Genomic DNA, 20,554 nt, shown 5'->3' on the forward strand with positions numbered 1-20,554 from the left:
GTGACCGTGCGCGAACCGTCAGGCCAGGCTGTCGCGCCAGGCCCGGTGCAGATCCGCGAACCGGCCCGTGCCCGCGATCAGCTCCGCCGGGGAGCCGTCCTCCACCACGCGGCCTCCGGCCATCACCAGGACGCGGTCCGCGATCTCGACCGTCGACAGCCGGTGCGCGATGACCACCGCCGTGCGGCCGCGCAGCACCGTGGCCATCGCGCGCTGCACCGCCTGCTCGCCCGGGATGTCCAGCGAGGACGTGGCCTCGTCCAGGATGAGCACCGCCGGGTCGGCGAGCAGCGCCCGCGCGAACGCCACCAGCTGGCGCTGGCCCGCGGAGATCCGCCCGCCGCGCTTGCGCACGTCCGTGTCGTAGCCCTCCGGCAGGGCCGCGATGAAGTCGTGCGCGCCGATGGCCTTCGCCGCCCGCTCGATCTCCGCCCTGGTGGCCCCGGGGCGGCCGATGGCGATGTTCTCCGCGACGGTGCCGGAGAACAGGAACGCCTCCTGCGTCACCATCACCACCCCGCGCCGCAGCTCCGGCCCGGCGAGCGCGTCCAGCGGCACGCCGTCGAGGAGCACCCGGCCGTCGGTGGGGTCGTAGAAGCGGGCCAGGAGCTTGGCGAGCGTGGACTTGCCGGCGCCCGTCGAGCCGACGACCGCGACCGTCTGCCCGGCGCGCAGCGTCAGGTCGAAGCGGGGCAGGACCTCGCCGCCCGTGCGGTAGGCGAAGCGCACCTCCTCGAAGACGACCTCGCGGCCGGGCATCCCGGACCGCCGCTCCGGCAGCTCCCGCGGCTCGGCGGGCTCGGGCACGCCCGGCCGCTGCGCGAGCAGGCCCGCGATCTTGTCGAGCGAGGCCGCCGCCGACTGGTACGAGTTGAGGAACATGCCCAGCTGGTCGATCGGGTCGTACAGCCGCCGCAGGTACAGCACCGCCGCCGCGAGCACGCCCAGCTCCAGCCCGCCGCCGGCCACCCGGTACGCACCCCACAGGACGACGGCGGCCAGCACCACGTTGGCCACGAGGCGGGAGAGGAAGACGTAGCGGGCCATCTCCAGCATCGCCCCGACGTTGGCGCCCTTGTGCTCCTCGTTGAGCTCCGCGAAGTGCTTCTCGTTGGCGCGCTCGCGGCGGAACGCCTGGACCGGCCGGATGCCGTTCATGGTCTCGGTGAACTTCACGATCACCGCGGCGATCGCCGTGGACCGCCGGCGGTAGACCGACCGCGCACGCCGGTCGTACGAGCGCATCAGCAGCCGGAGCGGCACGAACGAGAGCACGGCCACGGCGCCGATGCCCCAGTCCAGGTAGAGCAGGGTGACCGAGATGTACACGACGGCCAGGCAGACTCCGATGAGCTCCTGGAGGCCGTCGTTGATGAGCTCCCGGATCGACTCGACGTCCGTGGTCGCGCGGGAGATGAGCCGCCCCGAGGTGTAGCGCTCGTGGAAGTCGACGCTGAGCGTCTGCGCGTGGCGGAAGATGCGGCCGCGCAGGTCGAGCAGCACGTTCTGGCCGATGCGCGCCGAGAGGCGGATGAACACGTACTGCAGCAGGCCCGCGGCCAGGGCGCTCACCACGTACGCGACGCCGACGGCGATCAGCGGGCCGTAGTCGCCCCGGCGGACGGCCGGCACGGCCCGGTCTATGGCGACGGCCACGAGGAGGGGGCCCGCCTGGACGGCAGCCTGCTGGAGCAGCAGCACGAGGGCGCTCAGCCGGAGGCGGCCGCGGGCGGGGGCGAGCAGCGAGCGCAGCAGCGCCCGGGAGGCGCCCTTGGGGGCGGGCAGGACGTCCTTGCCGAAGGGGTCGTCCGGCGCGGGGCCGGCCCCGGCGGCCGTCCGCTCCGGCTCGGTGGTGGTCTGGTCGGTGGCGGTGGTCATCGCCGGCCTCCCTCGTGCCGTGCGTACGGAGCGTCCGCCGCGCCGCCCCGGTCCTCGTCGCCGGCCATGAGCAAGGCGTACTCCCGGTTGGTGCGCAGCAGTTCGTGGTGGGTGCCGACGGCGGCGATGCGGCCCCCGGAGAGCAGGGCCACGCGGTCGGCGAGCATGACCGTGGACGGGCGGTGGGCGACGACGAGGGCGGTCGTGCCGGCCAGCACCTCGCGCAGGGCCGCCTCCACGAGCGCCTCGGTGTGCACGTCGAGCGCGGACAGCGGGTCGTCCAGGATGAGGAAGCGCGGGTCGCCGGCGACGGCGCGGGCGAGCGCGAGCCGCTGCCGCTGGCCGCCGGACAGGCTCAGGCCCTGCTCGCCGACCTGGGTGCGGGTGCCCTCCGGCAGGGAGTCGACGAAACCGGCCTGGGCGACCTGCAGCGCGCGCCGCAGCTCGGCCTCGCCGCCGCCCTCGGCGCCCATCAGCACGTTCTCCCCGACGCTCGCGGAGAACAGCGTCGGGTCCTCGAAGGCCACGGAGACCAGCTCGCGGAGGCGCTCGCGCGGCATGGCGGCGATGTCCCGGCCGTCCAGGGTGATCCGCCCGGACGTCGCCTCATGGAGGCGGGGGACGAGGGCGGTCAGGGTCGTCTTGCCGCTGCCCGTCGTGCCGACGAGGGCCATCGTCTCGCCGGCCCGGATGTGCAGGTCGACGCCGTCCAGGACGGGCGGGGCGCCCGCGGGGGCGTCGGGATAGCGGAAGCCGACGCCCTCCAGGCGCAGGCCGGATCTCTCGCGCGGCGTCTCCCGCGGCGTCTCCCGCGGCGTCTCCCGCGGCGTCTCCCGCGGCGCCTCCTGCGGCGTCTCCCGCGGCGGCGGGCTTGCGACCTGCGAGGCGGCTTCCTGCCGCGGGGCGGGGGTGTCCATGACCTCGAAGTAGCGGTCGGCGGCCGTGGCCGCCTCGTTGGAGATCGCGATCAGGAAGCCCATCGACTCCACCGGCCAGCGCAGCGCCAGGGCCGTCGACAGGAACGCCACCAGCGTGCCCGCCGACAGCTCGCCGTCGGCGACTTGCAGCACGCCGAGCACCAGTGCCGCGCCGATCGCCAGCTCCGGCAGGCTCATGATGAACGCCCAGAGCAGCCCCAGCAGATGGGCCTTGTGCAGCTCGGTGCCGCGCAGCCGGCCGGCGAGCGCGGCGAAGGCCTTCTCCTGGCCGCGGTGGCGGCCGAAGCCCTTGATGATGCGGATGCCGAGCACGCTCTCCTCGACGACCGTCGCGAGGTCGCCGGACTGGTCCTGGGCGGTGCGCGCGGCCCGGGAGTAGCGCTCCTCGAAATACGCGCAGATGATCACCAGCGGCACCACCGGGGCGAGCAGCACCAGCCCCAGCACCCACTGCTGTATCAGCAGGACGACGAAGCCCGCCACGATCGTCGCTCCGTTGACCAGCAGGAAGGTCAGGGGAAAGGCGAGGAAGATGCGCAGCAGCGTCAGGTCCGTGGTGCTCCGCGAGAGCAGCTGGCCCGAAGCCCACCGGTCGTGGAAGGCGACCGGCAGCCGCTGCAGGTGCCGGTAGAGGTCCGCCCGCATGTCCGCCTCGACCCGCGCCAGCGGGCGCGCGGTGACGAACCGGCGCACCGCGAACAGCGACGCCTCCAGCAGCCCGAGCAGGAGCACCAGCCCGCCGCCCAGCCACACGCCGGACGGGTCGCCGCCGGCGACCGGGCCGTCCACGATCCACTTGAGCGCGAGCGGGATCGCGAGGCCGGCGCACGACGCGACGACGGTCACCGCCGCGGCCGTGACCAGCCTGCCGCGCACGGGGCGCACGTAGGGCCACAGGCGCAGCAGCGAGCGGACGGCGGACCGGCCCCCGTTCGGACGGGGAGGTTCGGGGGGTTCATGGGTCTCTGTCATCAGGAGCGAGACTACGGTTCGCCACTGACATCGCTCACTCGGTTTTTGTGCCTAAGTCCCGCTCACGACAACGGAATTGGAGGCTCCGGTCCCGGTTCCGGTCCCTCGGAACTCCCCGTCGTCACCCGCCACACGAGCACCGAACGCGCTCCCACCGTGACGCGCGTCCCGGCCGCCCGCCGCTCGCCCGGCGCCGCCCCCTGCTCCTCCCGCGCCGTGTCCACGAGCAGCTCGTACGCGTCCGCCCACGGCGGGCCCGGCAGCATGAACGCCACGTCCTGCGCCCCCGCGTGGAGCACGGCGAGGAAGCTGTCGTCCGTGACCGGCTCGCCCTGCGGCCCGCGCTGCGGGATGTCGCGCCCCGACAGGAACATCCCGAGCGTCGCCGCCGGCGCGTACCAGTCGGCCTCCGTCATCTCCGTGCCCGCGGCCGTGAACCAGGCCAGGTCCCGCAGCCCGTCCGCGCTCCGCGGCCGGCCGGAGAAGAAGGCGCGGCTGCGCAGCACGGGGTGCGCGCGGCGCAGCGCGAGGAGCCGGCCGCACAGTTCGGTGAGCGCGCGCCAGCCGGGGTCCGACAGCAGCGACCAGTCGGTCCAGCTGGTCTCGTTGTCCTGGCAGTAGGCGTTGTTGTTGCCGCCCTGGGTGCGGCCCATCTCGTCGCCCGCGACCAGCATCGGCACCCCGGTGGACAGCAGCAGCGTGGTCAGCAGGTTCCGCAGCTGCCGCCGCCGCAGGGCCAGCACCGCCGGGTCGTCCGCCGGGCCCTCCGCGCCGCAGTTCCAGGACCGGTTGCCGTCGGTGCCGTCGCGGTTGCCCTCGCCGTTGGCCTCGTTGTGCTTCTGCTCGTAGCTCACCAGGTCGCGCAGCGTGAAGCCGTCGTGGGCGGTGACGAAGTTGACGGAGGCGTACGGCCGCCGGCCGCCCCAGGCGTAGAGGTCGCTGGAGCCCGACAGCCGGTAGCCGAGGTCGCGCACGTCGGGCAGGGCGCCGCGCCAGTAGTCCCGGACGGCGTCGCGGTAGCGGTCGTTCCACTCGGTCCACAGCGGCGGGAAGGAACCGACCTGGTAGCCGCCCGAGCCCACGTCCCACGGCTCGGCTATCAGCTTGACCCGGCGCAGCACCGGGTCCTGGGCGATGACGGCCAGGAACGGCGAGAGCATGTCGACGTCGTGCATGGAGCGGGCGAGGGCCGCCGCCAGGTCGAAGCGGAAGCCGTCGACGCCCATCTCCGTCACCCAGTAGCGCAGGGAGTCGGTGATCAGCCGCAGGACGTTCGGCTGGACGACGTGCAGGGTGTTGCCGCAGCCGGTGTAGTCCGCGTAGCGGCGGCGGTCGGCCTGGAGCCGGTAGTAGCGGCGGTTGTCTATGCCCTTCAGGGACAGCATGGGGCCCAGCTCGCCGCCCTCGGCGGTGTGGTTGTAGACCACGTCCAGGATCACCTCGATGCCGGCCGCGTGCAGGGCCCGCACCATGCGCTTGAACTCGCCCACCTGCCGGCCGTCCGTCCCGGTCGCCGCGTAGCCGGCGTGCGGCGCGAAGTAGCCGATGGAGTTGTAGCCCCAGTAGTTGCGCAGCCCGCGCCGCAGCAGGTGGTCCTCGTGCGCGAACTGGTGCACCGGCAGCAGCTCCACCGCCGTCACCCCGAGCCGCACCAGGTGCGCGACGGCCGCCGGGTGCCCGAGCCCGGCGTACGTGCCGCGCAGCTCCTCGGGCACCCCCGGGTGGAGCTTGGTGAAGCCGCGCACATGCAGCTCGTAGATGACCGAGTCGGGCCACGGCGTCTTGGGTCGCTGGTCGTCCGCCCAGTCGTCGCCGTCCGCCACGACCACGCCCTTGGGGACGTACGGGGCCGAGTCGCGCTCGTCGCGGACGGTGTCGGCCACGTGCTGCTGGGGCCAGTCCCGCACGTGCCCGTAGACCTCGGGGGGCAGCGAGAAGTCGCCGTCGACGGCCCGGGCGTAGGGGTCCAGGAGCAGCTTGGCGGGGTTCCAGCGGGCGCCCGTCCAGGGGTCCCAGCGGCCGTGGACGCGGTAGCCGTAGCGGCGGCCGGGCAGGACGCCGGGCACGAAACCGTGCCATATCTCGTGCGTCAGCTCGGTGAGGGGCAGCCGTATCCCGCCCTCCGGGGCGCCCTCCGCGGAGGCCTCCCCTCCGTCGCCGGGCCCGCCGTCGAACAAGCACAGCTCGACGGCCTCCGCCCCGCCGGCCCACAGGGCGAAGTTCGTCCCCGCCGGCGCGCCCCCGGCGGCGGGCTTGAAGCGGGCCCCGAGCGGCTCGGGGCTGCCGGGCCACACGGCGGGGCCGCGCAGCGGCCGCAGGGCCGCGTCCGGGCGGGGCCGGCCGTTGACCGGGGCGCCGCGGGCCTCCGGCCGGGTCGCGGGGCGCCGGGCCCGGCCGCCATCGAACTCGTCTCCCCGTTCCGCCTCTTGCTCGGGTGCGCTCGACACGTCTTCGCCTCCGGCGGCTCGCGGGCAGCGCGCCGGGCGCCCGGCGTCCCGTGCCGGGCGGCGGCGGTCCTCGTCCTTGCCCCCAGTTCTGCCCAGAAGCACGCGCGCGCTCACCGGGTCGCGTCCTCCGTCACCCCGGGCCGGAGCATCCAGGTGGCCGGATTATGATGCTCACCTTCAGCCACGGGGATCACCCCCGCCGCATATCTCGTACCACCGTTCCCATTTGGGACCGAACGGTGACATTGCACGGGTCTGCGGCGCCGGAGCCCTGTGGTTATCTAACGCCAGCGCGTGAGCCGCGCTTCGGGGGCGCCGCGTGGCCGCGGGCCGTGCGAGGGGAGACAACCGATTTGAACGTGCAGCTGATACCGAGCAGGCGCGCAGCCCGGCGCAAGGGGCTGTTCGCGCTGCTGCTCGGCGCGCTGATGCTGCTGGTCACGGCCTGTGGCGGTGACGACGACGGGAAGAAGGGCGGCGCCAAGAAGGTGCCGGACGGCCCGTCGGAGGCCGTCGTGGCCATCGCGCCGAACGACGGAGAGAAGAACGTCGAGACGTCCGGCAAGCTCAAGGTGACCGTGGACAAGGGCAGCCTGACGTCGGTCAAGGTCGCCGACGCCAAGGGCCGCACGGTCGAGGGCAAGATCACCGACGGCGGGAAGGCCTGGGAGCCCACGGCGCACCTCGGCGCCTCCACGCAGTACACGGTCGACGCGCTGGCCAAGGACAAGGACGGCCGTCCGTCGGCCAAGCACGCGTCGTTCACGACGCTCACGCCGCAGAACACCTTCGTCGGCTACTTCACGCCGGAGGACGGCAGCACGGTCGGCGTGGGCATGCCCGTATCGATCAATTTCAGCCGCGGCATCACCGACGCCAAGGCCGTCGAGCGGGCCGTCAAGGTGACCACCGAGCCGGCCGTCGAGGTCAAGGGCCACTGGTTCGGCAACGACCGCCTCGACTTCCGCCCCGAGAAGTACTGGGCGGCCGGCACCAAGGTGACGGTCGACCTGAACCTCGACGGCGTCCAGGGCCGCCCGGGCGTGTACGGCTCGCAGTCGAAGACCCTGAAGTTCACCGTCGGCCGCAGCCAGGTCAGCACGGTCGACGCCAAGTCCCACCAGATGGTGGTCGAGCGCGACGGCAAGGTCTTCAAGACCATCCCGATCTCCGCCGGCGCCCCCGCCAACCCCACGTACAACGGCCAGATGGTCATCAGCGAGAAGCACGAGGTGACGCGCATGAACGGCGCCACCGTCGGCTTCACGGGAAGTGACGGCAAGGGCGAGTACGACATCCCCGATGTGCCCCACGCGATGCGCCTGTCCACCTCCGGCACCTTCCTGCACGGCAACTACTGGTCCGGCTCGGGCACCTTCGGCTCGGCGAACGCCAGCCACGGCTGCGTGGGCCTGGAGGACGAGCGCGGCGGCGGTGACCCGAACACCCCGGCCGCCTGGTTCTTCAACAACTCCCTCATCGGTGACGTCGTGATCGTCAAGAACTCCGACGACAAGACGATCAAGCCGGACAACGGCCTCAACGGCTGGAACCTGCCGTGGTCGGAGTGGGGCAAGAGCAGCCCCCAGGCCGGCTGAGCCTAAGGAAACGTCTCTTCACCTCTTCATCCGGTGCCGGTGGCCCGGTGCGCTCGTGACCGAGCGCACCGGGCCACCGGCCGTTAACCAGTACTAACCTGAGCGCCATGACTGTGCATCTTGAGGTTGCCGACGGCGTGGGCACCATCCGCCTGGACCGCCCCCCGATGAACGCGCTCGACATCGCCACCCAGGACCGGCTGCGCGAGCTCGCCGAGGAGACCACCCACCGCGACGACGTCCGGGCCGTCGTCCTGTGGGGCGGGGAGAAGGTGTTCGCGGCCGGCGCGGACATCAAGGAGATGCAGAAGATGGACCACGCCGCGATGGTGGCGCGGTCCCGCGGGCTCCAGGACTCCTTCACCGCCGTCGCCCGCATCCCCAAGCCGGTCGTCGCCGCCGTCACCGGCTACGCCCTCGGCGGCGGCTGCGAGCTCGCGCTCTGCGCCGACTTCCGCATCGCCGCCGACAACGCCAAGCTCGGCCAGCCCGAGATCCTGCTCGGCCTGATCCCCGGCGCGGGCGGCACCCAGCGGCTGTCCCGCCTGATCGGCCCGTCCAAGGCCAAGGACCTCATCTTCACCGGCCGTCAGGTCAAGGCCGACGAGGCCCTCTCCCTCGGCCTGGTCGACCGCGTCGTGCCCGCCGCCGAGGTGTACGAGCAGGCGCACGCGTGGGCGGCGCGGCTCGCCGCCGGCCCCTCGCTGGCGCTGCGCGCCGCCAAGGAGGCCGTGGACACCGGTCTGGAGACCGACATCGACACCGGCCTCGCCATCGAACGGAACTGGTTCGCCGGGCTGTTCGCGACCGAGGATCGCGAGATCGGTATGCGCAGCTTTGTCGAGGACGGGCCGGGTAAGGCCAAGTTCATCTGACCTCGGGCCGGTTGGCGGCGCCTGCGGAAGGGGCCGCCGCCAACCGGCGGCGTTGACGCACGGTCGTGCCGGTGTCCAGCCCCGGGGTGCCTCTTGTGGGGGAATTACGCGCTGTGCACGCCTTCGCGCGCCGGCCCTTCCGGCCGCTTTCGGCGCTCTCTTCGGAGGCTGTGGTCGCCGCAGGTCAGCCGGGTTTTCCAGGGAGATCGCCTGCCCTTGGCATATGTCGCGGCGAGGTCTCGGAGGCTGTCCTTCCGGTCAGGTGAATCCCTGAGTTCCGGCCCCGGGTGTGCTTGCGGCGGCCATGATGGGGGCATGGCGGGCCTGGAGGGAACGGAGCAGCCACGGCAGCGGGGAGGCACAGCCGCTGTCCGGTGGTCGCCGACCGTAGAGGATGAACTGGCGCTCAGGGCGCTCGATCTGTACGGCAACCCCACGCAGGGCGAGGTGCAGCTGCCCTCCCGCCCCGAGTCCGCCGTCGCCGCGCGACGGCTCACCCAGACCGTGGTGCTGCGCCACTGGGGCCTCTCGGGCCAACTGACCGAGCACGCCGTCCTGCTGGTGTCCGAGCTCGTCGGCAATGCCGTCCGGCACACCGGCGCACGCTATTTCGGCCTGCGGATGCTGCGCCGGAGGGGCTGGCTGCGCATAGAGGTCCGCGACCCCTCACGCGGGCTGCCCTGCCTCATGCCCGTGCACGAGCTCGACACCACCGGCCGCGGCCTGTTCCTCGTCGACAAGCTCTCCGACCGCTGGGGAGTGGACCTGCTGGCGCGCGGCAAGACCACGTGGTTCGAGATGCGCGTCGCCGACCGCTGACATCCCGCGAGGCCGGTGCCCGCAAACGAAGAGGCCCCCATCCGTCGGCGTGCGACGGGGCGGGGGCCTCTTCGTGCGCCGCGGAGAATTGGGGTGTGTTCCGCGGCGTGCTGACGACCTGGCTCGGGTCAATGAGGGTCGTGGCTTCCGACTATGGCAGACGGGGCGCGTTCCAGCCAAAACGGCTATCCGTTCAATTCGGGCAAGGCGGGTCATTTTCTTCTGGAATCAAAGGTGAGCTGGGCCACGCGCCTTGAATTTCACGAATAGATCATGGGGAACGCTTATTTTTATGCGATATCACAGAGAGTGATATCTGACTGTGATCAGACTTCCCCGAGGGGGCCGCTAATCTGTGCCGGTCACATCGGCACAACCGAACACCACACCAAGGGGAGGCTCTTATGGCTGACATCGAGAGCGCACGCGAGACGTTCGCCAAGTTCGACATCGACGGGGACGGGTTCGTCACGGCCGCCGAGTACAAGAAGGCCATGGCGCAGCTCGGCGACCACTTCGTCACCGAGACCGTCGCCCAGTCGATCATCGACTCCAAGGACGCCAACGGCGACCGCCTGATGTCCTTCGACGAGTTCTGGGCGTCCGTCAACAAGGACTGACCCGTACGGAGACGGGTTGTGCCGCCGCGGCCGGGTCAGCGCCAGCCGCGCCGCTGCGCCCCGGCCCGCCGCCGCCGGTCGTTGCACAGCAGGCACCGGCCCCAGCCCGGCGGCAGGGGGTCGCTCTTGTCCCCGTACAGGGGATCCACGGGGCCCTTGGGATGCTCCGAGCAGCCCGTGGCCCCCAGCCCGCCGCCCAGGGCGCTCGCGGCGGTCAGCGCCCTGCGCAGGGCGTCCACCAGCTGCTCGGCCTCATGGGGTGCGGGCGCGGCGGCGTCGAGGGAGAAGGCGATGTCCGAGGCGGTGGTGAGCGCGCTCTGGAGTTCGCGCAGGTCTGCGTAACTCATGCCTGCGAGCGTAACCGCCGCCACTGACAACCCGGCCCCCGCGCCTCTCAGCCGCGGCTGAGGAGCCAGCTCCGCTCCGCGCCCGCGGAGCCCGCGTCGCGCACCGTCCGCACCCCCTCGCCCGTGGCGTCGCGCGAGGTGCCGGTGCGGTGCGCGGCCTGCTCCCAGATCCGGCCGCCCTCCTCCGCGACGACCTTCTGCCGCTCGCCCGAGCCGGTCCGCTCGGTGCGGAAGCGCTGCCCCGCCGCGTCCGCGTCGCACGGCACGGTGACGAGCAGCGCGCCCGGTCTGCCGTCGCCCGCGCCGATGCAGCGGTACGGCTGGGCCTGTGACGAGAACTGGTGCGTGGCCGGGCTGTAGAACCAGGTCTGGGCGGCCCGCTCGGACTCCCGGCACGGCTGCAGGGCCACCAGCCACGGCCGCAGGGCGCCGCGCGGGTCGCGGTAGCCGGCCCCTTCGACGGTCAGGCAGCCGCCGAGCGCGCCGTTGTGGATGCGCACGGCACCGGCGGGCGCCGGGGGCGTGGACGGGGCGTCGGCGCCGGCCATGGGTGCCGTGACGCCGAGGGCGGCGACGGCGCCGAGGATCGCTGCGGTGGCGCGGAGGGGGTGGCGCATGGCGAGGGCTCCTCGATCATTCGGTGAACGGAATGGAACGGAACGAGGGCGTTGAGATTACTGACAGCACCGGTGAGCTGACACGCTGTTTCCGGTCATGGTCATTTTCGCTCGCGACCTGTGATCACCCGGGATATCCTGGCCAAAACTTTACGAAGTGCGGACAAAGGATAGTTAAGGCCCTTGAAGGCGATACGTAAGAGCGTTGTGGCGGCCACCGGGATCGCGCTGGCCCTGAGCCTGGCGGCGTGCGGGGGCGGCGACGAGGCGGCGGGCTCCGGCGGTGGGAAGAGCGACGGCGGTGCGGACAAGGCGCTCAAGGCGGCTGACCCGGCCGCCACGCTCAAGACGGCCGCGGCCAAGGGGGCGCAGCAGAACACCTACCGCACCCAGGGGACGAGCAAGGACCAGGACGGCGAGTACGTCACCGAGGGCGCGTTCCAGGTGAAGCCCCACGCCTCCGAGAAGAAGGACGTGGGCCCGAAGACGGCCGAGCTCCCCGACGGCATCAGCCGCATGATCACCCTGAACGACAAGATGTACTTCAACGGGGAGAAGGTCCCCGGCAAGAAGTGGTGGACGTTCAGCATCGAGGGAGCCGACAAGAGCAAGGACCCTTCGACGGAGCTCTTCGTCCGGCTGACGTCGGCCCTCGCCACCTCCAAGGACGCGAAGAACACGGGCGTCGAGACGGTCGGCGGCCGCCGCGCGGCCCGCTTCCAGGGCACGGTCGTCGTGTCGGAGCTCGCCGCGTACAAGGGCGACGCGATGCAGGAGAAGGACCGCGACTTCACGGTGAAGCAGTGGAAGCAGGAGGGCGTGGAGAAGGCCGTCCTCACCGTCTGGGTCGACAAGGACGGCGTGGTCGCGAAGACCGAGGAGTCGGGCAAGGGCTCCAAGGGCGAGTACCGCCGGACCGACGAGTACCGCGACTGGGGCGCGGACCTGGGCATCAAGCCCCCGCCGGCCGCCGAGACGGCGACCGAGAAGGAGGTCCTGGAGGCCGAGATGAAGAAGCAGAAGTAGCTTCTCCGGACATGACGGGGCGCCCTGTCAGCTTCTCGCGCACCGGTCTCTTGCGCAGTCTCTCCCCGTTGCGATCACCGGAAATCGACGGTTCGCAGGGCGGGGGTCGAGGCGCAAGACAGGCCCTGACAGTGCCGTAAGGCGCAACGCGCTGTCAGGGCCCGTGACCGGGCTGCGGTCTCAGCACTCGATGATGTTCACGGCGAGCCCGCCGCGCGCCGTCTCCTTGTACTTGACGCTCATGTCCGCGCCCGTCTCCTTCATGGTCTTGATGACCTTGTCGAGGGAGACGTGGTGCCGGCCGTCGCCGCGCAGGGCCATGCGGGCCGCGGTGACCGCCTTCGCGGCGGCCATGCCGTTGCGCTCGATGCACGGGATCTGGACCAGGCCGCCGACCGGGTCGCAGGTCAGGCCCAGGTTGTGCTCCATGCCGATCTCCGCGGCGTTCTCCACCTGCTCGGGGGAGCCGCCGAGGACCTCGGCGAGGCCGCCGGAGGCCATGGAGCAGGCGGAGCCGACCTCGCCCTGGCAGCCGACCTCGGCGCCGGAGATCGAGGCGTTCTCCTTGAAGAGCAGGCCGATCGCACCGGCGGCGAGCAGGAAGCGGACGATGCCGTCCTCGTCCGCGCCCGGCACGAAGTTCATGTAGTAGTGCAGGACGGCCGGGATGATGCCCGCGGCGCCGTTGGTGGGGGCGGTCACGACGCGGCCGCCCGCGGCGTTCTCCTCGTTGACGGCCATGGCGTAGATCGTGATCCACTCCATGGCGCGGGCCTGCGGGTCGCCCTCGGCGCGCAGCTGGCGGGCGGAGTTCGCGGCGCGGCGGCGGACCTTCAGGCCGCCCGGCAGGATGCCCTCGCGGGACATGCCGCGCGACACGCACGCCTGCATCACGCGCCAGATCTCCAGGAGGCCCTCGCGGATCTCCGTCTCCGTGCGCCAGGCCTTCTCGTTCTCCATCATCATCGCGGAGATCGACAGGCCGGACTCGCGGGACATGCGCAGCAGCTCGTCACCGGTGCGGAAGGGGTACTTCAGCACGGTGTCGTCGAGCTTGATGCGGTCCTCGCCGACCGCGTCCTCGTCCACGACGAAGCCGCCGCCGACCGAGTAGTAGGTCTTCTCCAGCAGGGGGGCGCCGGCCTCGTCGTAGGCGAAGAGGGTCATGCCGTTGGCGTGGTACGGCAGGGAGCGGCGGCGGTGCAGGATCAGCTGGGTCGACTCGTCGAAGTCGATCTCGTGGGTGCTGCCGATCTCCGCGCCGAGCAGCCGCAGCCGCTTCGACTCGCGGATCCGCTCGACCTCGGTGTCCGCCAGCTCGACGTCGACCGTGCGCGGGGAGTAGCCCTCCAGGCCCAGCAGGACGGCCTTCGGCGTGCCGTGGCCGTGGCCGGTGGCGCCGAGGGAGCCGAAGAGCTCGGCGCGGACGGACGTGGTGTGGGCCAGCAGGCCCTCGTTCTTCAGCCGCCGCGTGAACATCAGCGCGGCCCGCATGGGGCCGACCGTGTGGGAGCTGGACGGGCCTATGCCGATCGAGAAGAGATCGAAAACGGAGATGGCCACGGTGGCTGCTCCCTGTCTGCTTGGAGGTGGTACGGGTGGTGCCGGGGGGTCGAGCACGGGGCGCACCCGGTAGGAATCCCGGGGGCGCACCCGGTAGTACGGGGGCGCGTGGTGCGGGGCACCGGGCGCTCACTCTTCAGTGTGCCCGGTGCCCCGTACATGCGGGTGAATCGGATGCCGATGTGTTACTTCAGGCCGGGGTACAGCGGGTGCTTGTCCGCCAGGGCCGTGACGCGGCCGCGCAGGGCTTCCGCGTCGTACGACGGCTTCAGCGCCTCGGCGATGATGTCGGCAACCTCACGGAAGTCCTCGGCCTGGAAGCCGCGGGTGGCCAGCGCCGGGGTGCCGATCCGCAGACCCGAGGTGACCATCGGGGGCCGCGGGTCGTTCGGGATGGCGTTCCGGTTGACCGTGATCCCGACCTCGTGGAGGCGGTCCTCGGCCTGCTGGCCGTCCAGCTCGGAGTTGCGCAGGTCCACCAGCACCAGGTGCACGTCCGTGCCGCCGGAGAGGACGGAGACGCCCACCTCGGTGACGTCGGCCTGCATCAGGCGCTCGGCCAGGATCTTCGCGCCCTCCAGCGTACGCTGCTGGCGCTCCTTGAACTCCTCGCTGGCCGCGACCTTGAAGGAGACGGCCTTCGCGGCGATCACGTGCTCCAGCGGACCACCCTGCTGACCGGGGAAGACGGCAGAGTTGATCTTCTTGGCCAGGTCGGCCGTGGAGAGGATCACACCACCGCGCGGACCGCCGAGGGTCTTGTGCGTGGTGGTGGTCACGACGTGCGCGTGCGGCACCGGGGAGGGGTGCAGCCCGGCGGCGACGAGGCCCGCGAAGTGGGCCATGTCGACCATCAGGTACGCGCCGACCTCGTCGGCGATCCGGCGGAAGGCCGCGAAGTCCAGCTGGCGCGGGTACGCGGACCAGCCGGCGACGATCAGCTTCGGGCGGTGCTCCTTGGCGAGGCGCTCGACCTCCTCCATGTCGACCAGGTTGGTCTGCTCGTCGACGTGGTAGGCGACCACGTTGTAGAGCTTGCCGGAGAAGTTGATCTTCATGCCGTGGGTCAGGTGCCCGCCGTGGGCGAGGTTCAGACCCAGGATGGTGTCGCCCGGCTTGATCAGCGCGAACATCGCGGCGGCGTTGGCCTGTGCGCCGGAGTGCGGCTGGACGTTCGCGTGCTCGGCACCGAAGAGCGCCTTGATCCGGTCGATGGCGATCTGCTCGACGACATCGACGTGCTCGCAGCCACCGTAGTAGCGGCGGCCGGGGTAGCCCTCGGCGTACTTGTTGGTGAGGACCGAGCCCTGGGCCTCCATGACCGCGACCGGAGCGAAGTTCTCCGAGGCGATCATTTCGAGGGTGGACTGCTGGCGGTGGAGTTCGGCGTCGACAGCGGCGGCGACGTCGGGGTCGAGCTCATGGAGGGAGCTGTTCAGAAGCGACATGAGTTCTTCCTGGACTTCCTGGGCGGAGGAGGAGGTGAGGGCGAGGTCAGCCTGCGGTGAGGGCGTCGTACGCGGCGGCGGAGAGGAGGTCCGCCGGCTCGTCCGTGATCTTCACCTTGAACAGCCAGCCGCCCTCGAAGGGGGCGGAGTTCACCAGCGCGGGGTCGTCCACGACGTCCTGGTTGGCCGCGATGACCTCGCCGGTCACCGGGGAGTACAGGTCGCTGACCGACTTGGTCGACTCCAGCTCGCCGCAGGACTCGCCCGCGGTGACGGTGTCACCGACGGCCGGGAGCTGGGCGTAGACGACGTCACCGAGCGAGTTCGCGGCGAACTCGGTGATGCCGACCGTGGCCACGCCGTCCGCGTCGACGGCCGACAGCCACTCGTGCTCCTTGCTGTAGCGCAGCTGCTGGGGGTTGCTCATGGCTAGATTCTCCTGGATGCGCGTGAGTGCTTGTGCAACGGGTCTTGACAGGTGAGAACGGAGGGGGTCCGGATGATCTACGGGCGCCCCCCCCGGGCGATCAGCGCTGCCGCTTGTAGAAGGGCAGGGCGACGACCTCGTACGGCTCGTGGCTGCCGCGGATGTCCACGCCCACGCCCGGCGTGCCGGGCGCGGCGTGCGCCGCGTCCACGTAGGCGATCGCGATCGGCTTGCCGAGCGTGGGGGAGGGGGCACCGGAGGTGACCTCGCCGACGGTCTCGCCGCCGGCCACCACCGCGAAGCCGGCGCGCGGGACGCGGCGGCCCTCGGCGATCAGCCCGACGAGCTTGCGCGGCGGCTGCGCCTCGGCGCGCTCCGCGGCCGCCTGCAGCGCGGCGCGGCCCACGAAGTCGCCCTCCTTCTCGAACTTCACGACCCGCCCCAGGCCCGCGTCGAACGGGGTGGTCGCGGTCGTCAGCTCGTGGCCGTACAGCGGCATGCCCGCCTCCAGGCGCAGCGTGTCGCGGCAGGAGAGCCCGCACGGCACGAGGCCGGCGTCCGCGCCCGCCTCCGTGAGGGCCTTCCACAGCTTCTCGGCGTCACCGGGGGCCACGAACAGCTCGAAGCCGTCCTCACCCGTGTAGCCCGTGCGGGCGATGAGGGCCGGCACGCCCGCGACGGTGCCCGGCAGGCCCGCGTAGTACTTCAGGCCGTCCAGGTCGGCGTCGGTCAGCGACTTCAGGATGCCCGGCGACTCCGGGCCCTGGACGGCGAGCAGGGCGTACGCGTCGCGGTCGTCGCGGACCTCCGCGTCGAAGCCGGCGGCCCGCCCGGTCAGCGCGTCGAGCACGGTCTGCGCGTTGGAGGCGTTGGCCACGACCATGTACTCGGTGTCGGCGAGGCGGTAGACGATCAGGTCGTCGAGGATGCCGCCGTCCTCACGGCAGATCATTGTGTAGCGGGCGCGGCCGGTGGCGACGCTCCCTATGTTGCCCACCAGGGCGAAGTCCAGCAGGGCGGCGGCCTGCGGGCCGGTCACGGTGATCTCGCCCATGTGCGAGAGGTCGAAGAGGCCCGCGCGGGTGCGGACCGCGACGTGCTCGTCGCGCTCGCTTCCGTAACGCAGCGGCATGTCCCAGCCGGCGAAGTCGGTCATGGTCGCGCCGAGCTCGCGGTGCAGGGCGTCGAGGGCGGTGCGGCGAGGGGTGTCTGTCATGGTGTGGGCTCCCGGACATGGCAGTGAGGACGTCCTCCCCATCTGTCATCGGAACCTGAGAGGTTCACCGGAAGCCGCCGCGACACGCGGGAGCCCGGCTTGCACCTTGGGTGGAGCCGCACGTGGTGCGGCCCGCTTTTCAGATCTGCCTCGTCCGCGCGGTACGGGGCCTGAGAGATTCAAGGGAGGAACTTGCTCCTTCGGCGCCCAGCGCACACGGCGTGGCGTGCAGCCTGGGACTCTCCCGCGCGGATTCGAGCGGCCGGTATGCAGTTGGATTCGCAGTTGGCGCGCACATCATTGCACGTACGAGCGCGATACGGACTGCCTGGCGCCCCTCGAATTCGATTACCTTGCCTTTACGTTCGGTGGGTAAGGGCTGGTGACGGGCAGTGACCGGGCCGGGGGAGAGGCAGAACCGATGGGAACAGCACCGACAGCACCGACAGCGGGCACGGCCGCCGCGGCGGAGGGCGGCCCGCTGCCTGCGGCGCGGCCCCGGGCCGGGGTGCTGGACCTGCGCGGCGGAGCGGGCCGCGGGGAACTGCGCTTCCCCGTGGGCGACCTGCTGATCGTCTCCGGGCTGCCCGGGAGCGGGAAGTCCACGCTCATCCGGCGCGCGGTGGCCGCGCTCGACGCCCGGGACGGGATCGTCTGGTGCGTCGACTCCCAGGACGCCCGGGAGCGGCTGGAGCGGCGCGCGCCCGGCTGGCTCCCCTACAGCGCGTACCGGCCGTTCGCCCGGCTCGCCCACTACGCGGCGCTGCGGCGCGCCCTGCGCTCCGGTGCGAGCGTCGTCGTGCACGACTGCGGGCAGCGGGGGTGGGTGCGCCGCTGGGTCGCGCGCGACGCCCGCCGCCGGGGCGCGGCGGCCCACCTCCTGCTCCTCGACGTGCCCCCGGGCACGGCGCTGGCCGGGCAGGCGGCGCGGGGCCGGGGCGTCTCGCCGCACGCGTTCGGGCGGCACCGGCGGGCGATGGCCCGGCTGACCACCGAGGTCGCGGAGGGCCGGCCGCCGGCGGGGGTGGCGTCGGTGATCCTGCTGGACCGCGGGGCGGTGGACGCGCTCGGGGAGATCGCGTTCGCGTGACCGCGGCCGGCACCGAAGCCGCCTACAGCGGCAGCGGTACCGGCAGGGGCATGCCGTCGCCCGTCAGGGGGAGTTTGGACAGGAGGTCCTTCACGACGGCCAGGGCCTCGGTGATCGCCGCCTGGACGCCCGCCCTGTCCTTCTTCTCCACCGCCCCGACGAGCTTCTGGACCGCCGCCGCCAGCTTCTTCAGCAGGTCGTGGACGTCGCCCACGGGGTCCGTCGCCGGGCGCCCCCTGGCGGGCGGGGAGGTCCTCAGGGAGTCCGAGAGGCGCCCCGTCGCCGCCTGCAGCCGCTGCTGCATCTCCTTGAGCGCGGCCACGTCCGGCGTCTTCGACTGCGCCTCCTTGCCGATCCGGGAGAGCAGGGTGAGCACTTCCCCCAGCTGCCCCACGGCGTCGAGCTGCTGCTGGACCGCCGCCTTCGGCACCTCGGACGGCGCCACGACCACGGACATGTCGGGATCCGGGGCGTTCACGGCGGCGAGGGAGGGGCCCGCGACGGCCACGGCCACGGAACCACAGGCGGCGACGGCTATCGCCGACGCGGCGAACTTGTTGACACGCATGCTGGAGGTCCCTTCGGCTGTCGGGAGGCTGTCCGATCACCGTGGGACGCATGGTGGCTCTGCGCAACCCGGTGGCCACGGTAAGTGCCGTGACGGGAGTGGGTGACCGCCTGCCCGGGCCGCCCTGACCTGGGACATCACCGCCGATTTCGGCAGCCGGCGGGAGCGGCCGGGGGTTCAGCCGTTAGGGTGCGGGTGCGGCCTTGTCGAGACGGTGGTTGGACGAGTTGGACGAGATGAGCATTCCCGGGCAGCACGGCGGCCGGGCCCCGGCCCCCGCCGGCAGCGGCACGCCCGCAGACAGTGCGCCCGCCTGGCCCGCCAACGAGCTGGAAGAGGTGCTCGCCGCCTCCGTGGGCGTGCCCGGCGCGGGCCCCCGCATCGTGGAGGCGCTCGGCCGCAGCCACGTCTGGATTCCGCTTCCGGCCGGCGGCGGCCCGGACAGCCCCGACCTCGACGTGCCCACGCTGGAGCTCGGCGGCGCGGCCTTCGTGCCCGTCTTCAGCTCCGAGGGCGAGCTCCTGCGCGTCGCGGGCGAGCGCATGCCGTACGCGGTCGCGCCGGCCGTCGAGTTCGCCCGCGGCCTGCCCCCGCAGGTGGGCATCGTCGTCAACCCCGAGGGCTCCGTGGGCGCCCCGCTGCCCCCGCCGGCCGTCGCCGAGCTGTGCCGGGCCGGCCGCACCCTCCTCGACGGCGACGCCACCGGCGGCCGGGTGCGGCTCTTCGAGCCCGACTGGCAGGACGAGCCGACGGCCTTCCTGGCCGCCGCGGGCCTGGAGTTCACCGCCGCCCGGGCCGTCCGGACGGCGCGCCGCGCCCTCGCCGCCGTCGAGGGCGCCGCCCCCGCGCTGTTCGTCGGCGTCGAGCTGGACCTGCCGGACCCGGAGAGCCGCACCGCGGCGCACGAAGCCCTCGGCCGCGCCCTCGGCTCCGTGCCCGTGCCCTGGCCCGTCCAGCTGGTCTTCCTGGACGTCGCGCGGGACCCGGTCGGCGACTGGATGCGGGACCGGATCCGCCCGTTCTACGACCGCGACCTGTGACTCCTCCCCTGTCCGCGGCGGCGGGCTCGTAAGCTGGTCGGACGACCACGGGGGCGCGCCGGCGCTCCCCGGGTCGCAGCAGCAGTCAAGGCAGAGAGAAGAGGCGGACCCAGGTGAGCGCGGGCGCGGAGAGCGGCGTGGAGCAGATGCTGCGCCAAGTGGCGCCCGGCCGGTACGACGCGTACGAGGCGCTGCTGCGGTCGCTGGCCGAGGGCCGGGTCTGGATGCTGCTCTGGCACGGCCAGGCCGGTTCGCCCGACGCCCAGTACGGCAACATGGAGGTCGAAGGCCTCGGCTACGCCCCGTGCGTGACGTCGGCACAGGAGCTCGCCGCCAGCGGCTGGAACCGCGCCCACGAGGTGATCTCCGGGCGCGCCGTCGCCGAGGCCCTCCACCCCGGCCGCTGGGGCCTGTGGCTCAACCCGCACGCGCCCGGCGGCGGCGTCGGCATCCCGTGGCTCGACCTGCGCCGCATCGCCGGCGGTCTGGACCGGCTGCCGGCCGGGCCGCTGCGCCTGAGCGAGCCCGGCGTGGAGATCCCGCAGTTCTACGCCCTCCTCGGGCAGAACGCCCACCGCACCCCCGCGGTGCGCTCGCTGCGCCGCGCCTGGGTGCAGCCCGCCCTCGGCAGCGCGTACCTGGCCATCGGGCTGGACCTCTACGACACCTCGCCGGGGGCCGTCGAGTCCGTGCGGCTGATGATGCAGCAGTCGATCGGCGCGGTGCCGGACGGCCTGCCGGTGTCCACGGTCGCGATGTCGGACGAGCACGATCCCGTCGCGATGTGGATGCGCGCCAACGCCCGCCCGTTCTACGACCGCGACGCCCACGGCGCGCCCGCGTCGCCTTCCGGTTACGGGTATCCCCCGCAGACCGGGGCCTACTGACGGGTGCCCCACGGGGCTCCGCCGCCCGCCCGCCGCCCCGTAGGCCGATCACGGTTGTCCGTATAACGGAATTCCCCTGCACACATCACGGTTGCGCATCCTTTGCCGACCGGGTCTGGCGGGTGATCGCGGGGCCGTTGAAGACTCCGGCCACAAGGACTCCGGGTCCTGCGTACGA

At 72.4% G+C, this 20,554-nt stretch carries 18 protein-coding genes and 1 riboswitch; of the genes, 8 read left to right on the plus strand and 10 right to left on the minus strand.

From position 1 onward, the window contains the following. Nucleotides 1-18 precede the first annotated feature (18 nt). The 3 genes from IF61_RS0121360 to glgX form a co-directional block, all read right to left on the minus strand. On the minus strand, nucleotides 19-1,878 hold the full coding sequence (locus IF61_RS0121360) for an ABC transporter ATP-binding protein (protein ID WP_030368085.1): 1,860 nt from the start codon (nucleotides 1,876-1,878) through the stop codon (nucleotides 19-21). Further along, nucleotides 1,875-3,788: an ABC transporter ATP-binding protein gene (locus IF61_RS0121365; protein ID WP_052392895.1), complete on the minus strand. Its 1,914-nt coding sequence runs from the start codon at nucleotides 3,786-3,788 to the stop codon at nucleotides 1,875-1,877. Before IF61_RS0121365 ends, IF61_RS0121360 begins: the two co-directional genes overlap by 4 nt. Before the next feature lie 62 nt (nucleotides 3,789-3,850). After that, complete coding sequence (gene glgX / locus IF61_RS0121370; RefSeq protein ID WP_052392896.1) at nucleotides 3,851-6,235, minus strand: glycogen debranching protein GlgX; 2,385 nt, start codon at nucleotides 6,233-6,235, stop codon at nucleotides 3,851-3,853. Between the two features lie 428 nt (nucleotides 6,236-6,663). Between glgX and IF61_RS0121375 the strand changes: the two genes are divergently transcribed. The 4 genes from IF61_RS0121375 (at nucleotide 6,664) to IF61_RS0121390 (ending at nucleotide 10,147) form a co-directional block, all read left to right on the plus strand. Then, entirely contained in the window at nucleotides 6,664-7,833 is a 1,170-nt protein-coding gene (locus IF61_RS0121375; protein ID WP_107043093.1) for a L,D-transpeptidase, read from the plus strand. A gap of 107 nt (nucleotides 7,834-7,940) precedes the next feature. Beyond that, complete coding sequence (locus IF61_RS0121380) at nucleotides 7,941-8,708, plus strand: enoyl-CoA hydratase/isomerase family protein (protein WP_030368089.1); 768 nt, start codon at nucleotides 7,941-7,943, stop codon at nucleotides 8,706-8,708. Between the two features lie 246 nt (nucleotides 8,709-8,954). Further along, nucleotides 8,955-9,527, plus strand: a complete 573-nt coding sequence (locus IF61_RS0121385) for an ATP-binding protein (RefSeq protein ID WP_397945258.1) — start codon at nucleotides 8,955-8,957, stop codon at nucleotides 9,525-9,527. Nucleotides 9,528-9,931: 404 nt separating this feature from the next. Continuing rightward, complete coding sequence (locus IF61_RS0121390) at nucleotides 9,932-10,147, plus strand: EF-hand domain-containing protein (protein WP_030368091.1); 216 nt, start codon at nucleotides 9,932-9,934, stop codon at nucleotides 10,145-10,147. A 35-nt stretch (nucleotides 10,148-10,182) separates the two neighbouring features. On the opposite strand, the gene IF61_RS0121395 is transcribed toward IF61_RS0121390, so the two are convergent. Continuing rightward, nucleotides 10,183-10,494 (minus strand): hypothetical protein, encoded by a 312-nt coding sequence (locus tag IF61_RS0121395; protein WP_030368092.1) that lies wholly within the window; start codon nucleotides 10,492-10,494, stop codon nucleotides 10,183-10,185. Between the two features lie 47 nt (nucleotides 10,495-10,541). Continuing rightward, complete coding sequence (locus IF61_RS0121400) at nucleotides 10,542-11,111, minus strand: RICIN domain-containing protein (RefSeq protein WP_030368093.1); 570 nt, start codon at nucleotides 11,109-11,111, stop codon at nucleotides 10,542-10,544. A 183-nt stretch (nucleotides 11,112-11,294) separates the two neighbouring features. On the opposite strand from IF61_RS0121400, the gene IF61_RS0121405 reads away from it, so the two are divergent. Continuing rightward, on the plus strand, nucleotides 11,295-12,137 hold the full coding sequence (locus IF61_RS0121405) for an SCO4651 family lipoprotein (protein WP_157848646.1): 843 nt from the start codon (nucleotides 11,295-11,297) through the stop codon (nucleotides 12,135-12,137). Between the two features lie 180 nt (nucleotides 12,138-12,317). On the opposite strand, the gene IF61_RS0121410 is transcribed toward IF61_RS0121405, so the two are convergent. The 4 genes from IF61_RS0121410 to gcvT all read right to left on the minus strand — a co-directional run bounded on the left by IF61_RS0121410 (nucleotide 12,318) and on the right by gcvT (nucleotide 16,791). Next, a complete protein-coding gene (locus tag IF61_RS0121410) occupies nucleotides 12,318-13,700 on the minus strand; it encodes an L-serine ammonia-lyase (RefSeq protein WP_030368095.1) in 1,383 nt (460 codons plus the stop codon). 185 nt (nucleotides 13,701-13,885) lie between these two features. Beyond that, on the minus strand, nucleotides 13,886-15,148 hold the full coding sequence (gene glyA / locus IF61_RS0121415; protein WP_030368096.1) for a serine hydroxymethyltransferase: 1,263 nt from the start codon (nucleotides 15,146-15,148) through the stop codon (nucleotides 13,886-13,888). Nucleotides 15,149-15,194: 46 nt separating this feature from the next. Then, a complete protein-coding gene (gcvH, locus tag IF61_RS0121420; RefSeq protein WP_030368097.1) occupies nucleotides 15,195-15,575 on the minus strand; it encodes a glycine cleavage system protein GcvH in 381 nt (126 codons plus the stop codon). Nucleotides 15,576-15,675: 100 nt separating this feature from the next. Beyond that, nucleotides 15,676-16,791 (minus strand): glycine cleavage system aminomethyltransferase GcvT, encoded by a 1,116-nt coding sequence (gene gcvT / locus IF61_RS0121425; RefSeq protein WP_030368098.1) that lies wholly within the window; start codon nucleotides 16,789-16,791, stop codon nucleotides 15,676-15,678. A 149-nt stretch (nucleotides 16,792-16,940) separates the two neighbouring features. Further along, nucleotides 16,941-17,048: riboswitch (glycine riboswitch) on the minus strand. A 164-nt stretch (nucleotides 17,049-17,212) separates the two neighbouring features. Between gcvT and IF61_RS0121430 the strand changes: the two genes are divergently transcribed. Further along, a complete protein-coding gene (locus IF61_RS0121430; protein WP_078660388.1) occupies nucleotides 17,213-17,881 on the plus strand; it encodes an AAA family ATPase in 669 nt (222 codons plus the stop codon). A 22-nt stretch (nucleotides 17,882-17,903) separates the two neighbouring features. On the opposite strand, the gene IF61_RS0121435 is transcribed toward IF61_RS0121430, so the two are convergent. After that, nucleotides 17,904-18,449: a hypothetical protein gene (locus IF61_RS0121435; RefSeq protein ID WP_030368100.1), complete on the minus strand. Its 546-nt coding sequence runs from the start codon at nucleotides 18,447-18,449 to the stop codon at nucleotides 17,904-17,906. 236 nt (nucleotides 18,450-18,685) lie between these two features. Here IF61_RS0121435 and IF61_RS0121440 point away from each other — a divergent pair, with 236 nt between their 5' ends. Together IF61_RS0121440 and IF61_RS0121445 are read left to right on the plus strand one after the other, a co-directional pair. Beyond that, nucleotides 18,686-19,489 carry an enhanced serine sensitivity protein SseB C-terminal domain-containing protein gene (locus tag IF61_RS0121440; protein WP_030368101.1) on the plus strand — a complete coding sequence of 268 codons (804 nt, stop codon included), beginning with the start codon at nucleotides 18,686-18,688 and terminating at the stop codon, nucleotides 19,487-19,489. A 146-nt stretch (nucleotides 19,490-19,635) separates the two neighbouring features. Then, nucleotides 19,636-20,376: an enhanced serine sensitivity protein SseB C-terminal domain-containing protein gene (locus IF61_RS0121445; protein WP_052392906.1), complete on the plus strand. Its 741-nt coding sequence runs from the start codon at nucleotides 19,636-19,638 to the stop codon at nucleotides 20,374-20,376. Nucleotides 20,377-20,554: the final 178 nt, after the last annotated feature.

It is taken from the genome of Streptomyces roseoverticillatus (assembly GCF_000719265.1).
Taxonomy (GTDB): Bacteria; Actinomycetota; Actinomycetes; order Streptomycetales; family Streptomycetaceae; genus Streptomyces; species Streptomyces roseoverticillatus.